Here is a 13,904-nt window from a genome sequence, read left to right as displayed (position 1 = left end):
TTATTGATCCAAACGTTTCTCAAGCTCTGCTTTTTTCTCTTCGAAGCCAGGCTTGCCGAGGAGAGCGAACATATTGACTTTGTACGCTTCCACTCCAGGCTGGTCAAACGGGTTGACGCCGAGCAGGTATCCGCTCATTGCGCAGGCTTTTTCAAAGAAGTACACGAGGTAGCCGAACGTGTAAGCGTTCATTTCAGGTACGTTCACGATCAGGTTCGGCACATTACCGTCTGTGTGCGCGAGCATTGTGCCTTGAAACGCTTTTTTATTGACGAAGTCGACCGTTTTGCCGGCAAGGTAGTTTAAGCCGTCAAGATCATTGTCCGCTTCTTCGATTGTCAGCTCATGTCTCGGCTTTTCAACGTTCAGCACCGTTTCGAACATGTCTCTTCTTCCTTCTTGTACGTATTGTCCAAGAGAGTGAAGATCCGTCGAGAAGTTGGCTGAAGATGGATAAATGCCTTTTTCGTCTTTTCCTTCACTTTCGCCAAAGAGCTGCTTCCACCATTCTGCGAAGTACTGAAGGCCCGGCTCGTAGTTGATCAGCATTTCAATCGTTTTGCCTTTGTTATAAAGGACATTTCTGACGACCGCGTATTGGTAAGCCGGATTGTCTTCAAGCTCTGATGTGGAGAAGTCTTTGCTCGCATCGCGGGCGCCCTTCATCATTTCATCGATATCGGCTCCGCTGACTGCGATTGGAAGCAAGCCGACCGCTGTGAGCACAGAAAAGCGGCCACCGACATCGTCAGGAATGATAAATGATTCAAAGCCTTCCTCATTAGCAAGCGTTTTTAATGCGCCCCGCTCTTTATCAGTTGTTGCATAAATGCGGCGTTTCGCTTCTTCTTTTCCATACTTTTCTTCAAGAAGCTTGCGGAAGATCCGGAAAGCAATCGCCGGTTCTGTCGTTGTGCCTGATTTAGAAATCACGTTGATTGAAAAATCAGCGTCTTCAAGAAGATCCATCACGTCTCTCATGTAAGAAGAGCTGATGTTGTTGCCGATGAAAATCACTTGCGGCGTTTTACGCTTTTCTTTCGGCAGCACATTGTAAAATGAATGATTCAACATTTCGATCGCCGCTCTTGCGCCGAGGTATGAACCGCCAATTCCGACAACCAGCAAAACATCGGAATCATTTTGAATTTTTTCAGCGCATTTTTTAATGCGGGCGAATTCTTCTTTGTCGTAGTCAGTCGGAAGATCCACCCATCCTAAAAAGTCGCTGCCCGCACCTGTTTTTTCGTGAATGGTATGGTGGGCGACTTTCACGAAGTCACGCAGATATGTAAGTTCATGTTCTTTAAAGAATGGCAATGCTCTTGAGTAGTCAAAACGGACATGCGTCATATTATTAAACCTCCAGTACTAGCTGTTTTCTTCCATATACCCGCCAGCGCTTTCATTTTCATGAGAGTGCGGGCCAAAGGGTTTTAAAACATGTCGATTTTCGGCGACAGCCTCTTCCCTTTTCACTTTATATGAACTCCTTCGTTAAATCAAGTGACGAAAAAAAGGAGGATGGAGGCAGGCGCGCAAAAATGCATGTTTTTCAGCCGCCACGCGCAGTTTTGTCAAAAAGATAACAAATGAACAACGGCTCAAGGTATGGCGGTCCTCCTTGAGCCGTCAAGAAATCTTATAAAGAAGCCTTCAAAATAGACAGAACATCGTCTTTATTCAGCGTTTTAAAGCGGCCGAATTCGCCGTTTGCCATCGCTTTGTCGGCAATCAGATCCAGCTTCTCATCTGTGATGTCATAATCAGCAAGACGATTTGGCGCGCCAAGGCTGGTCCAGAATTCAGACAGCTTCTCGATTCCAACAAGCGCCACTTCACGATCGGTTTTTCCTGTTTCATCTACGTCAAAAACGCGTACGGCAAGCTGTTTAAAGCGGCCGACATTTTCGGAAAGCGTGTGCTTCATCCAATTCGGGAACAGGATCGCAAGCCCTCCCGCATGCGGAATATCGTAGACGGCCGAAACAGCGTGCTCGATATTGTGCGTCGCCCAGTCTCCGCGTGCGCCCATTGATAGCATACCGTTCAGCGCAATGGTGCCTGTATAGAGAATCGTTTCGCGCAGCTCATAGTTTTCAAGGTCTTCAATGAGCTTAGGAGCTGTTTCAATCACCGTTTTGAGCAGGGATTCGCACATCCGGTCCTGATAAGGAGTATTTTCGGTATGGTGAAAATATTGCTCAAACACGTGGGACATCATGTCGACAATGCCGTAAATCGTGTGGTCTTTCGGAACGGTAAATGTGTTGACCGGATCAAGAATTGAAAATTTAGGGAATACGAGCGGGCTTCCCCAGCCGTATTTTTCATTGGTTTCCCAATTTGTGATCACAGATCCCGAGTTCATTTCCGATCCTGTTGCTGCCAACGTTAAAACCGTTCCAAACGGCAGCGCATCAGCAGGAATATGTTTTTTTGTCACAATATCCCATGCATCGCCGTCGTATTTCGCTCCGGCGGCGATCGCTTTCGTACAATCGATGACGCTTCCGCCGCCGACTGCCAATAGAAAGTCAATATCGTTCTCTTTGCAGATCGCGACTCCTTTATTCACAGTGGCAACACGCGGATTCGGTTCGACACCGGGCAATTCATGGACGGTCGCGCCTGCCTTTTCAAGGATTGAAATCACTTGATCGTATAAACCGTTTCGTTTAATGCTGCCTCCGCCGTATACGAGCAGGACATTGCGGCCGTAGTGTTTCACCTCTTCTGCCAGCTTTTCAACTTCTCCCCGGCCGAACATCAGCTTCGTGGGATTCCAATATGTAAAATTATCCATCTATATCTCCTCCTTTATTTACTATTATGGGAAATCGCCGAATGCCCTGTAAAGCGATCTGCTCCTCAAGCGTATAATGTTTCCAAATCCGTCGCAATCTATAAATGTGAAATATAGGACTTCAAAAAGGAGGAAAAACAAATGAATGCACTTCAACGTATTGCATTGGTATTAACAATCATTGGAGCAATCAATTGGGGACTGATAGGATTTTTTCAATTTGACTTGGTTGCAGCCATTTTTGGCGGTCAAGGATCCGCTTTAGCCCGGACCGTTTACGCGCTTGTCGGAATTGCAGGTCTGATCAACCTCGGACTTTTATTTAGACCGGCTGAAGAGACTGCTGGCGAAGACGCCAAGCAGCCGGAAATGCGATAAAAAAACTCCGGCTTTTGCCGGAGTTTTTCAATTATTTCTTAATAAGATCTTTTCTGTTGGACTGCTCGATCCACTCTTCAAGTTTGTCTTTTAACGTGTTGAATCCTTGTGGAGCAGCTGTATCTTCGGCTTGAACAGCCTTTTGTCTTCTAGGCTTGCTTTCTTTTCGTTCAGGAGCTGCCTGTGTAGCGCGGATAGAAAGGCTGATTTTGCCTTTTTCCTCATCTACAGAAAGAACCTTCACTTGCACCTCATCACCGATCGCCAAGTGCTCATTAATATCTTTAACGAAACCGTGTGTTACTTCAGAAATATGCACGAGTCCCTGTGTTTCTTCATCTAATGCAACAAACGCTCCGTACGCCTGTAATCCAGTCACTTTTCCAGTGTAAACACTGCCTACTTCAAATTTTGCTGTCATAACTAACAACTCCTAAATCATATGAATTTAACTCTTTTTATACGCAATAAAAAATTATATCATACAAGTCTTTATTAAGCAAAAAAACTTTTTTAAGCATTGTATGTTTAAAACCGAGCTGAAAGGGGAATACTAAAGAACAACTAAGGCTTTCTAGTATTCCCCCCCTTATGTTGATGCGGACCTTTTAGGTGCGCATTTTTTTATTGAACTGCACCGGTCTTCTGGACAAAGCGTTTCATTCTGACGAGCGCTTCCTGAAGCTGTTCAAGCGAGGAAGCGTAAGAACATCTGATATAGCCTTCGCCGCTCGGCCCGAAAACATTGCCCGGGACGACGGCGACTTTTTCTGCGATGAGAAGCTCCTCAGCAAACTGTTCTGAACTCATGCCCGTTTTTTTAACGGACGGAAACGCGTAAAAAGCGCCCCCCGGCTGATGACAGTCAAGCCCGATCTCGTTCAGTGAATCCACAAACACATTCCTTCGGCGGCGATAGCTTTTTTTCATCTTTTCGACGTCTTCGAGACCGTTTTTAAGGGCTTCCTCCGCCGCAAATTGAGCCATGCTTGGCGCGCACATCATCGAGTACTGGTGAATTTTCAGCATAGGGTCCCTTAAATATGCAGGAGCTGCGACATATCCAAGGCGCCAGCCTGTCATGGCAAACCCTTTCGAAAAACCCGATATCAATATCGTCCGCTTTTTCATTCCGGCGATTTCCGCAAAGCTTGTATACGCTTCATCGTATGTCAGCTCGGCGTATATTTCATCCGCTATTACAATCAGGTCATGCTGTTCAGCAAAAGCCGCGATCTCTTCCAGTTCTTTTTTTGAATACACAGAGCCTGTCGGATTAGACGGGGTGCAAAGGATAATGGCCTTCGTACGTTCAGTCAGAACGGCTTCAAAATCGGCTGCACTCGCTTTAAATCCGCGCGCTGCGTTCGTGTGAATATGAACCGCTTTTCCCCCCGCCAAAGAAACAAGCGCTTCATAAGCGACAAAACAAGGCTCGGGAATCAGCACTTCTTCTCCGGGATCAAGGATCGCCCTGACCGCAATATCAAGCGCCTGGCTTGCTCCGACTGTGACAATCAGCTCGTCATCAGGAGCATAATCCAGATGAAAGCGTTTATTCAGATAAGCGCTGATCTCTTTCCGCAAAGAAAGAAGACCCGCGTTTGCCGTATATGACGTGTAGCCCTGTTCAAGGGAAAGGATGCTCGCTTCCCTGACATTCCACGCCGTTACAAAATCGGGCTCTCCGACGCCCAATGAAATCACGCCTTCCATTGTGGACGCAAGATCAAAAAATTTGCGGATGCCCGACGGTTTGATTTGCTGGGCTGCTTTCGAAATATAAGTTGTCCTCATTTAAGGAGACACCACGATTCTTTTGTCATCATCACCGGAGTCAAAAACTTTACCGTCATGCTTGTATTTCTTTAAAATAAAGTGGGTGGTTGTCGACACGACCGATTCGAGCGTCGATAATTTTTCGGACACGAAATGCGAAATATCCGACATCGTTCTGCCGCGGATGACAACAGACAGATCATATACGCCTGACATTAAGTAAACGGATTCAACTTCCTGAAAACGATAAATCCGCTCGGCCACTTCGTCAAATCCGACGCCGCGCTTCGGTGTTACCTTCACATCGATCATCGCTGTAACGCCTTCATGGCCGTCGACTTTTCGCCAGTCGATCATTGCCGAATAATCGATGATGACCTTTTCTTTTTCAAGCTTTTCGATAATCGCTTTTGTTTCTTCCTGTGAAATGTTCGCCATTTTAGCAATGGTTTCAGGTTCGAGGCGGCTGTTTTCCTCTAATATTTCCAATATTTCTGTTTCTTTTTCTGTTAGCTTCATCTCGTTATCACACCTTTTATATGTCAAGAAATCTTCTGAATATTATAGCACGTTTTTGAACGAATGTAAGGCGGTAAAAAAAGCGAAAACAAAGCGTGAAAAAAATTTTTTCGGGTACGATAAATAACGTACTCAGGACTTAGGCGACAACATGCAGCCAGATTGTTTGAACATGAAAGAAAAACATTCGGAGTGATTTGGATCATGCTGTTAACAAAACCTTCTATTGAAACCATTCAAGGGGTCAATATATATTATGAGCATTACGAGAATCCGGGCAGGCAATCGCTCGTTTTAATACACGGCTTTCTTTCTTCCTCGTTTTGCTACAGAAAAATCATTCCTCTTCTGAAGGATGAGTTTAATTTAGTCGCCGTTGACCTGCCTCCCTTCGGCCAATCAGAAAAATCCAGCACCTTTGTGTATACCTATCAAAACATGGCCAGGGTGGTCATCGAACTGATCGAAAGGCTGAGGATTAGAGACGCCGTGCTTGTCGGACATTCGATGGGCGGCCAGATTTCACTTTATGCGATAAAGGAAAGGCCTGAACTGTTTAAAAAAGTCGTCCTGCTGTGCAGCTCAGGCTATTTAAAGCGTTCCCCCCGCCCGCTCATTTTCGGGAGCCATATTCCTTATTTTTATTTGTACATCAAGCGCTGGCTGTCAAAACAAGGCGTCCTGAAAAATCTCATGAATGTTGTCTACGACAGATCTCTGATCGACCAGGAGATGATCAATGGCTACCTGAAACCGTTTCTCGACGATCAAATTTTCAGGGCGCTCGCGCGTCTCATCAGACACCGGGAAGGCGATTTATTACCGGACGATTTGAAGAAAATCGAGACGCCTTCCCTCTTAATCTGGGGCGAAGAGGACCGCGTTGTCCCTGTACAGATCGGCAAAAGGCTTCATCAGGATTTGCCCAATTCCATTTTCTATTCCCTGCGGGAAACCGGCCACCTCGTCCCCGAAGAAAATCCGGATTATGTATCAGACAAAATTGCCGATTTCATTTTGACATGAATATAAAAAAAACCGCCGTTTGGCGGTTTTTAAATTTTGATCAGCACGAACTGCTGTCTTTGATCGCAAGGAGCCGTTCAGCCAGCTGTTTGCATTTTGCCAGCGGCAGCGTCTGATCAAATGATACTTCAAAAACGGACTGGATAGCTTCGCCCAGCCGCTCTGCGTCGTTTTCCGTGTAGACGGCCTGAACAATCTCGGCCGCTTCCGTTTCATAAAAATCGGGTCCGGCTTGAAACGGATCCCATTCCTTTATGATGTGGATGATTTGTGCTGCTGCCTGACTTTCTTTCATCATGATCACCGCTTCATTGTAATGTTTCAAAAGCTATTGTATCATAACGCGCCGGCTTGTCGATAAGGAAAGCACCAGGCTATCGGCCGGCTTGTCTCCGCTTCCTCCGCCAGGCGATCAGCAGCAGCCCGATGCCGTTGACGAGAATCAATCCGAACACGGTATTTCCGAGGGGCGCCCAGCCGTTTTCCCCCGTCAGCATCACTGACAGCACAACCTTGCCGATCAGCGTCACATTCAATACCGCAAGTCCCCACCCTAAGGAGCGCTTCCAAAATGCCGCGCCAATCAACACGAGAAACCCCATCATAAAAGCGAGCGTGAGCACGGCAGAAAGCGGGTTGGACAAAAGCATCTGCTCGTAATCCAAAACAGCCTGCATCTCCGGATTGATCCGCTCGGGGACGGGAAACCAAAACATGCTGCTCGTCATCAGCAAAAAAGTAACGATGACGCCTTTCCAAGTCCGCCTATAGCAAAAATACGCAAGCGCCACGAGAAAGACCGGGCGAATATACCAGCTCATAGGGTTGAGATGACGCTGAAAAGCCCACTCAGGGCACACTGCTCCACTCCATCGGATGCCACTCCCTTTACTTTATAAAAGCTTTCATGGTTAAAACATTGCAATCTATCCTTATCACAGTTAATGTATAACATATGAAAAAGACATGAGGTGAGATCATGGATTTTAATACAGAACATAACAGACGCGGGACCCAGTCTGTGAAGTGGGACTTAACACAGGAATTATTCGGTGTAGATGACGCGCTTCCAATGTGGGTGGCTGATATGGATTTCCGCGCCCCCCAGCCCGTTATCGACGCTCTTCAGCAGCGCTTGGAGCACGGGGTTTTTGGCTATACATCTGCAAGCGCGGGCACGAACGAAGCTGTCACCGATTGGCTCAGCCGCCGGCACGGATGGAATACTGAACCGGGGCTTATCACTTTCAGCCCGGGCATTGTAACAGCGCTAGCCCAAGCGGTGCAGGCGTACACAGAGCCCGGCGAGCGGGTGGTCGTACAGCCGCCTGTATATACGCCGTTCTTTGATATTGTTGAAAAAAACGGACGGGTTGTGTTACACAATCCATTAATCGAAAAAGACGGCCGCTATGAAATGGATTTTTCCGACCTTGAAAAAAAGCTTGGGGAACCGGATGTGAAGATGTTCATTCTTTGCAATCCGCACAATCCTTCCGGACGTTCATGGTCGAAAGAAGAGCTGACAACGCTGGGCGAACTCTGCCTTAAACACGGTGTCACAGTTGTTTCCGACGAAATCCATTCAGACCTGATGCTGAACGGACTGAACCATACGCCGTTCGCCTCTTTATCTCCGGAATTCGCGGATATTTCGATCACATGTATTGCACCTAGCAAAACGTTTAACTTGGCCGGGTTGCAGGCCTCAGCCATCATCATACCCGACAAGGCGAAGAGAACCGCCTTTGCAAAAGTTATGCAGCGTCAGGGACTGCATTCTTTAAATACATTTGCAGTTGCAGCAATCGAAGCGGCCTATTCAAAAGGCGAACCGTGGCTCGATCAGCTTATCCCTTACATCGAACGAAATATGGAAGAAGTCCGCCGCTTTTTAGCAGAGGAGCTGCCCGAGGTCCGCATGATGGAGCCAGACGCCTCTTACTTGGCATGGCTTGACTGCCGCAAGCTCGGATTGACGGATCAGGACATCAAACGGCTTCTCCTTCATAAAGGAAAGCTGATTCTGGAGCCGGGACCAAAGTACGGACCGGGCGGAGAAGGATTCGTCAGAATGAATGTCGGATGTTCGCTCTCTGTTGTAAAAGACGGGCTCAGACGTCTGAAGACCGCTTTTTCATAAGCGTTCCGGCTGAAAAACGGGCGCTTCTAAGAGCGCTTGTGGATGGTTTCATTCAATTCTCTTTCCAGCTTTTCCGCTTTTTCAGCTTCTTTTTTGGAATGTTTAATGATCAGCCGGAATACAACAATTGCGATGATAAAGAAAACGGCCAGCGTAATAAAAGAAGGGATATATTCTCTTTTGTCTTCAGGAAAATAGAGCATAAACTGAATCAGAAACGGCGCCATTTTTCTTCCTCCCTGAAATGATTTTTTTACCATTTATTTATTATGATACCATTAGGAGGCAGATGCAGTGAACAACCAATTTCAAGTCGGCGATCGTGTAAAGGGCTTTTATAAGACAGGCGTCTACATCGGCGAAATTACGGATGTTAAACCGATGCACTACCTTGTCAAAATCCTCGCCGTGCTGACCCACCCGAAGCAAGGCGATCTTCACCATCCCAACAAGGCAGACGTCCCTTTTTTTCATGAACGAAAAGCGCTCGCTTTCGGTGAACAGACAAATATCCCGCATCGTATGGTGAAGCCGTTCGATGAAGCTGTACCGGATTATGCGGATTCGCTCCGCTCAGCTTTAAACCGTTTAAAAACGGATCTGCAAAACGATTCGTCCGAATACGCGGCAAAATCGCTTGAACTTATTCATGCGCTTGAAAATGAATATTTCCCGCACAAATAACCCAATCTGTTCGCCAGATTGGGTTATTTATGTGGCGTGCGGAAAAACTTTTGAAAGATCAACCCGTTCGCCGATCGTCGTCGGTTTCGGATTTTCCAAATACTTCTTATCCCGTTCTACGAGCCGAAACAGCTTATACGTTGTCATCGCGTCGTCTAGCGCTTTATGCTGTTTTCCCGTTCCTGAATCGCCGTACTCTTCCGCTGCTTTCCACAAATTCGTCAATGTTTTGTCACCAAAGAATTCCTTGTACTCCATGGAAAGATCCCTCATCTCTCCTTTAAACGGAAACGGAACATGGTTGAACATGCAATTTTGCTTCAGCACTTTCATATCCATGTTTCCCCATGTAATGATGGCGCTGTTTTGGTCAGGATCAAGCTCCCGCAGCTTTTCAATCAACGCGTTAAACGTGATGCCTTGGTCAACCTGTTCCTGCGTAATGCTGAGAAATTTTTTGCAGCGCCTCGTTAATTTAGGGAACTTCTTCGGCTTAATATAGCTTGAAAATGTCTCAACCACCTCATCATGAACCGCCTTTACAATCCCTGCTTCTATGATTTCCGGGAAAAAATTTTGCGGGTGATACTTTCCCTCAGGCATTGTAAATTCAAAATCAATAATCAGTAAGGTGCTCGCTTCCAACTTTCACACCTGCCTTTCTATCTCAATATAAAAAACTTATGGATGTAGCGCAGCGGATGGAAATCGTCCAAGCCTAAAGCCTTCTGAATGTTTTCCAAAGTACGTTCATATTTCTCTTATTATATCATTATATTTCTATATTTAAGGTTTTAATTTCTGAAAATGTTGAAAATTCCTTCAAATACCCAATTTTCATTTTTCCAATGAGCAGCGATTCCATACAGCTTCCACATTTCATTTATAATGAAGGAAATTCAAACTTTTTAAGAAGGTGATTCGCATCTCTGTTTATAAGAAAAACCTTGTGATCATGTGGTTCGCGAATTTTTTCGTGGCCGCAAGCTCTACAATGGTTCTGCCGTTTCTTTCCCTCTATATCGAAACGCTCGGCAGCTATTCGGACGGATTTACGGCAAAATGGAGCGGATACGTTTTCGGCGTCACATTTTTGATGGCCTTTTTGGTTTCTCCTTTTTGGGGAAGGTTCGGAGATAAACACGGCTATAAAAAAATCCTCTTGATCACGGGCACCGGCATCGGCACTTGCATTCTTCTCATGTCCCTTGTCTCTTCCGTATACGAACTGTTTTTTTTGAGAATGGCGATGGGGCTCGTAACCGGGTTCATTCCCACTTCCCTTGCCATGATTTCGGCTCAGACGCCGAAAAAAACGGCTGGCAAAGTGCTCGGCACGCTGCAGATGGGCACGGTCTCAGGAGGGTTATTCGGCCCCTTGCTCGGCGGTCTGCTCGCCGATCGCGTCGGTTTTACATATACGTTTTTCATTACGGCATTTGCCATTTACAGCGCCGTTTTCCTCGTGTTTATCGGAGTGCGTGAACGTCCTTTGAAGGCGAAGCGCGATGCCTCCGCCGGGTATACGAGAAAGCAGGTGCTGCAGACGATTTTGCACCAGCGCCCGCTGATTACGGCGATGATCCTCACCGCTGTGATTCAAGTGGGAAACTTCAGTGTTCAGCCGCTGCTTGCCTTATATGTCAGCGAGCTGCACGGAACTGACAATCTCGCATTTTTCTCAGGGCTGGCTTTTTCTGCAACCGGCCTTGGAAGCCTTCTCGCCGCGAGAAAATGGGGCGTCTTAGGCGATCGGTTCGGCCATGGAAAAATATTGATGATTCTCGCGCTGGCTGCCGCGGTTTGCGTTATCCCGCAAGGACTTACATCTCAGTATGAAATGCTTGTGTTCTTCCGCTTTCTGTTCGGAATCGCGCTTGGCGGGATGATTCCCTGCATCACCGCCTTAATCCGAGTTGAATCTCCGGGGCCTATTCAAGGGGAAGTGCTTGGCTATAATGTAAGTTTCAGATTTTTGGGCAATGTCATCGGCCCGGTGCTCGGCGGCGTTCTTTCCAGCTTTTTCGGAATTTCTTCCGCTTTTTACGCAACTGCCGTCCTCTTTTTCGGCGGAGCATGCCTTCTGATATTCCAAAGGTCCCAGCAAAAAAAATCAGAGGCAAAAGCAAGCTGAAATCGGATAAAAAACTGCCAATCTATCAAATTATCCTTCTCGATATCGAAAAAGAATGGTACGATATGGCTAGAATTTAGCGAAAAGAGAGTGACAAAGTTGCGTTCATTTTTTGGATGGATTTTTCTGTTGATGTTAATTCCTATATTTGTCTTTACCTTAATGGCCTCCGGCCGGGAAGCTCAGGATATGAAGCCTCTCGATCAGGTGCTCGATGAGAAGATCAATATAAAAGATATCGGCCTTGTACAAAACAGCTACATGTATGACAGGGACGGCGCCCTGATTTCAGAAATTGTTTCAGATCACCAAAACCGGGTATTTGTCCCCTATAAAAATATCCCTGATCATGTGAAGCAGCTGTTTCTCACTTCAGAGGATCGCCATTTCTTTCAGCATAAAGGCTTTGATTTTATCGGAATGGCCCGGGCCGCCGCAGCCAATGTCAAAAAAGGCGGCATTGATCAGGGAGCCAGCACGATTACACAGCAGCTTTCGAGAAACTTGTATTTGAACCATGAACGAACCTTCGACCGCAAGTTCACAGAGCTCCTGTATTCCTATCAGCTGGAAAAAAAGCTTTCAAAAGAAGAAATTTTTGAGAAATATTTAAACACGATCTATTTTAATCATGGGGTCTACGGAATTGGATCCGCGTCTTATTTCTATTTCAGCAAGCCTTTGAAATCTCTCAACCTTGCCGAAACGGCGTTTATTTGCGCGATCCCTAATAACCCTACATTATATGATCCTTTGAAACATTTTGACTACACAAAAACCCGCCAAAAGCGGCTGCTTGAAGGGCTGAAAAAAGCGGGCGTGATCACTGAAAAAGAATACAGCAAAGCCGTAAAGCAAAAAATTACGCTTCATGTAAAAGAAAAGAAAGACGCTTATCCCGACTATACGACTTATGTCAACGAGGAATTCACCAAATTGGTGTCTGCTTCGGAAGGGTTTGACGAACGGCTGAAAAAGGCAAAAACAAAAGAAGAAAAGAAAAAAATCGAAAAAGAGCTGTCTAACCGCATCAGCTCCCTCACGACGAGCGGGATCAAAATTTATACGGCGCTCGATACCGGGATGCAAAACCGGGTCGTCCAGCAAGTGAATAATCGCCTCCCTTATGAAGGCGTACAAGGCGGAGCGGTGGTGATCAACCACCAAACCCATCAAATCGTCGCCATGTCCGGCGGGAAAAACTATAAAAAGTATGATTACAACCTGGCATTCCAGGCATACAGGCAGCCGGGATCATCGATTAAACCGCTCCTTGACTACGGGCCGTACATTGAAGAAACGGGTGCGACGGCAGGCAGCATGATTGACGCAAGCAAATTTTGCAGCAAAGAATACTGTCCGAACAACTTCAACGAAAGAACATACGGAACCGTGTCGATCAAGACAGCCTTTAAAAATTCGTATAATACACCGGCCGTACGAATGCTGAACCGGGTCGGCGTGCAAAAAGGATTCAGCTATTTAAAACCGTTCGGATTTGATAAAATCGTTCAAAATGACTACCGTCTTCCTGCTGCACTGGGCGGATTTACATGGGGCTTCTCACCGCTGGAGATGGCCGATGCCTATACGACTTTCGGCAATAACGGCAGCTATACATCCAGCCATGCCATCACAAAGGTGACGGACTTAAAAGGCAAAACGCTTTACAAATGGAAAGACAAACCGCAGCAAGTATTCAGCATGCGGACAAACAACCAAATGCGTCAGCTCTTATCAGCGGTTGTCAAAGAAGGAACCGGGAAAAAAGCGAATTTCAGCGGCGGATATGTAGGAGGCAAAACCGGAACATCCAACGGGTACAGAGACCTTTGGTTTGTCGGATTGACGGATACGTACACAATGAGTGTATGGGTCGGAAAAGAGGCAAAAGGCAATGTCGAGTACCTGCATCACGCGGGACCTCAACTTTTGATCTGGAGAGGAACGCTTGCATACGCATCTTAAATCAAAAAAGGGGTGGCTGAAAGTGGCTGATATGCCTGAGCGAATCGTTCTGTTTGACGGCGTGTGCAACTTTTGCGACGGAGCCGTTCAATTCATCATCAAGCATGATCCAGAAGGCTTATTTTCATTCGCTTCCCTGCAATCTGATGCCGGGGGGAAGCTGCTCAAGCAATATCAGCTCCCCTCCGATCATTTTGACAGCTTTATTTTGATCGAAAACGGACGGGTATATCAGAAATCAACCGCGGCCTTGCATGTGGTGAAAAGCCTTCCTGGTCTTTGGCGGGCCGCTTCCGCCCTCTTGATCATTCCCAGACCGCTACGGGACGCCATCTACAGCGTGATTGCGAAAAACCGTTACAAATGGTTTGGGCAAAAAAGCGAGTGCACCATTCCCGGTCCTGAGATCAGAAAACGATTTTTGTCATAAAAAAACCGGAGCCGCCGGACAAACGTCCGCGCTCCGG

At 46.5% G+C, this 13,904-nt stretch carries 15 protein-coding genes and 1 pseudogene; 7 read left to right on the top strand and 9 right to left on the bottom strand.

All coding sequences use genetic code 11. From position 1 onward, the window contains the following. Both LQ247_RS04990 and LQ247_RS04985 read right to left on the bottom strand, forming a co-directional pair. Entirely contained in the window at positions 1 to 1,353 is a 1,353-nt protein-coding gene (locus tag LQ247_RS04990; RefSeq protein WP_020452762.1) for a glucose-6-phosphate isomerase, read from the bottom strand. A 289-nt stretch (positions 1,354 to 1,642) separates the two neighbouring features. Continuing rightward, positions 1,643 to 2,806 carry an iron-containing alcohol dehydrogenase gene (locus tag LQ247_RS04985; RefSeq protein WP_101561525.1) on the bottom strand — a complete coding sequence of 388 codons (1,164 nt, stop codon included), beginning with the start codon at positions 2,804 to 2,806 and terminating at the stop codon, positions 1,643 to 1,645. Positions 2,807 to 2,947: 141 nt separating this feature from the next. Here LQ247_RS04985 and LQ247_RS04980 point away from each other — a divergent pair, with 141 nt between their 5' ends. After that, positions 2,948 to 3,184 carry a DUF378 domain-containing protein gene (locus tag LQ247_RS04980; protein WP_020452764.1) on the top strand — a complete coding sequence of 79 codons (237 nt, stop codon included), beginning with the start codon at positions 2,948 to 2,950 and terminating at the stop codon, positions 3,182 to 3,184. A 31-nt stretch (positions 3,185 to 3,215) separates the two neighbouring features. Here LQ247_RS04980 and yugI read toward each other — a convergent pair whose 3' ends face one another. The 3 genes from yugI to LQ247_RS04965 all read right to left on the bottom strand — a co-directional run bounded on the left by yugI (position 3,216) and on the right by LQ247_RS04965 (position 5,482). After that, positions 3,216 to 3,605: a S1 domain-containing post-transcriptional regulator GSP13 gene (gene yugI / locus LQ247_RS04975; protein ID WP_020452765.1), complete on the bottom strand. Its 390-nt coding sequence runs from the start codon at positions 3,603 to 3,605 to the stop codon at positions 3,216 to 3,218. A 203-nt stretch (positions 3,606 to 3,808) separates the two neighbouring features. After that, on the bottom strand, positions 3,809 to 4,981 hold the full coding sequence (locus LQ247_RS04970) for an aminotransferase (protein WP_101561524.1): 1,173 nt from the start codon (positions 4,979 to 4,981) through the stop codon (positions 3,809 to 3,811). Further along, positions 4,982 to 5,482, bottom strand: coding sequence for an Lrp/AsnC family transcriptional regulator (locus tag LQ247_RS04965; RefSeq protein WP_003184796.1), 501 nt, complete (start codon positions 5,480 to 5,482; stop codon positions 4,982 to 4,984). A gap of 204 nt (positions 5,483 to 5,686) precedes the next feature. Here LQ247_RS04965 and LQ247_RS04960 point away from each other — a divergent pair, with 204 nt between their 5' ends. Beyond that, entirely contained in the window at positions 5,687 to 6,508 is an 822-nt protein-coding gene (locus LQ247_RS04960) for an alpha/beta fold hydrolase (RefSeq protein WP_023856136.1), read from the top strand. Between the two features lie 40 nt (positions 6,509 to 6,548). Here LQ247_RS04960 and LQ247_RS04955 read toward each other — a convergent pair whose 3' ends face one another. Together LQ247_RS04955 and LQ247_RS04950 are read right to left on the bottom strand one after the other, a co-directional pair. Continuing rightward, positions 6,549 to 6,803 (bottom strand): DUF1871 family protein, encoded by a 255-nt coding sequence (locus LQ247_RS04955; protein ID WP_023856137.1) that lies wholly within the window; start codon positions 6,801 to 6,803, stop codon positions 6,549 to 6,551. Positions 6,804 to 6,882: 79 nt separating this feature from the next. Continuing rightward, positions 6,883 to 7,381 (bottom strand): annotated as a pseudogene (locus LQ247_RS04950) (hypothetical protein). 106 nt (positions 7,382 to 7,487) lie between these two features. Between LQ247_RS04950 and LQ247_RS04945 the strand changes: the two are divergent. Continuing rightward, on the top strand, positions 7,488 to 8,651 hold the full coding sequence (locus LQ247_RS04945) for a MalY/PatB family protein (protein ID WP_026580044.1): 1,164 nt from the start codon (positions 7,488 to 7,490) through the stop codon (positions 8,649 to 8,651). A 26-nt stretch (positions 8,652 to 8,677) separates the two neighbouring features. Here the strand turns inward: LQ247_RS04945 and LQ247_RS04940 are convergent, their stop codons facing one another. Beyond that, the gene (locus LQ247_RS04940; RefSeq protein ID WP_020452772.1) at positions 8,678 to 8,878 is read right to left on the bottom strand and encodes a hypothetical protein; all 201 of its coding nucleotides are present in this window, start codon (positions 8,876 to 8,878) and stop codon (positions 8,678 to 8,680) included. Positions 8,879 to 8,945: 67 nt separating this feature from the next. On the opposite strand from LQ247_RS04940, the gene LQ247_RS04935 reads away from it, so the two are divergent. Continuing rightward, positions 8,946 to 9,335 carry a kinase-associated lipoprotein B gene (locus LQ247_RS04935; protein WP_023856140.1) on the top strand — a complete coding sequence of 130 codons (390 nt, stop codon included), beginning with the start codon at positions 8,946 to 8,948 and terminating at the stop codon, positions 9,333 to 9,335. Between the two features lie 27 nt (positions 9,336 to 9,362). On the opposite strand, the gene kapD is transcribed toward LQ247_RS04935, so the two are convergent. Then, entirely contained in the window at positions 9,363 to 9,980 is a 618-nt protein-coding gene (gene kapD / locus LQ247_RS04930) for a 3'-5' exonuclease KapD (RefSeq protein ID WP_023856141.1), read from the bottom strand. A gap of 310 nt (positions 9,981 to 10,290) precedes the next feature. Here kapD and LQ247_RS04925 point away from each other — a divergent pair, with 310 nt between their 5' ends. The 3 genes from LQ247_RS04925 to LQ247_RS04915 all read left to right on the top strand — a co-directional run bounded on the left by LQ247_RS04925 (position 10,291) and on the right by LQ247_RS04915 (position 13,867). Continuing rightward, positions 10,291 to 11,469 (top strand): MFS transporter, encoded by a 1,179-nt coding sequence (locus LQ247_RS04925; protein ID WP_025809721.1) that lies wholly within the window; start codon positions 10,291 to 10,293, stop codon positions 11,467 to 11,469. Between the two features lie 132 nt (positions 11,470 to 11,601). Then, positions 11,602 to 13,437: a transglycosylase domain-containing protein gene (locus tag LQ247_RS04920; RefSeq protein ID WP_052252271.1), complete on the top strand. Its 1,836-nt coding sequence runs from the start codon at positions 11,602 to 11,604 to the stop codon at positions 13,435 to 13,437. Positions 13,438 to 13,468: 31 nt separating this feature from the next. Next, positions 13,469 to 13,867: a thiol-disulfide oxidoreductase DCC family protein gene (locus LQ247_RS04915; protein ID WP_033155026.1), complete on the top strand. Its 399-nt coding sequence runs from the start codon at positions 13,469 to 13,471 to the stop codon at positions 13,865 to 13,867. The last annotated feature ends 37 nt before the right edge of the window (positions 13,868 to 13,904 follow it).

Source organism: Bacillus sp. BS3(2021) (assembly GCF_021043345.1).
Lineage (GTDB): Bacteria > Bacillota > Bacilli > Bacillales > Bacillaceae > Bacillus > Bacillus paralicheniformis.
This window is presented reverse-complemented; position numbering and strand designations above follow the sequence as displayed.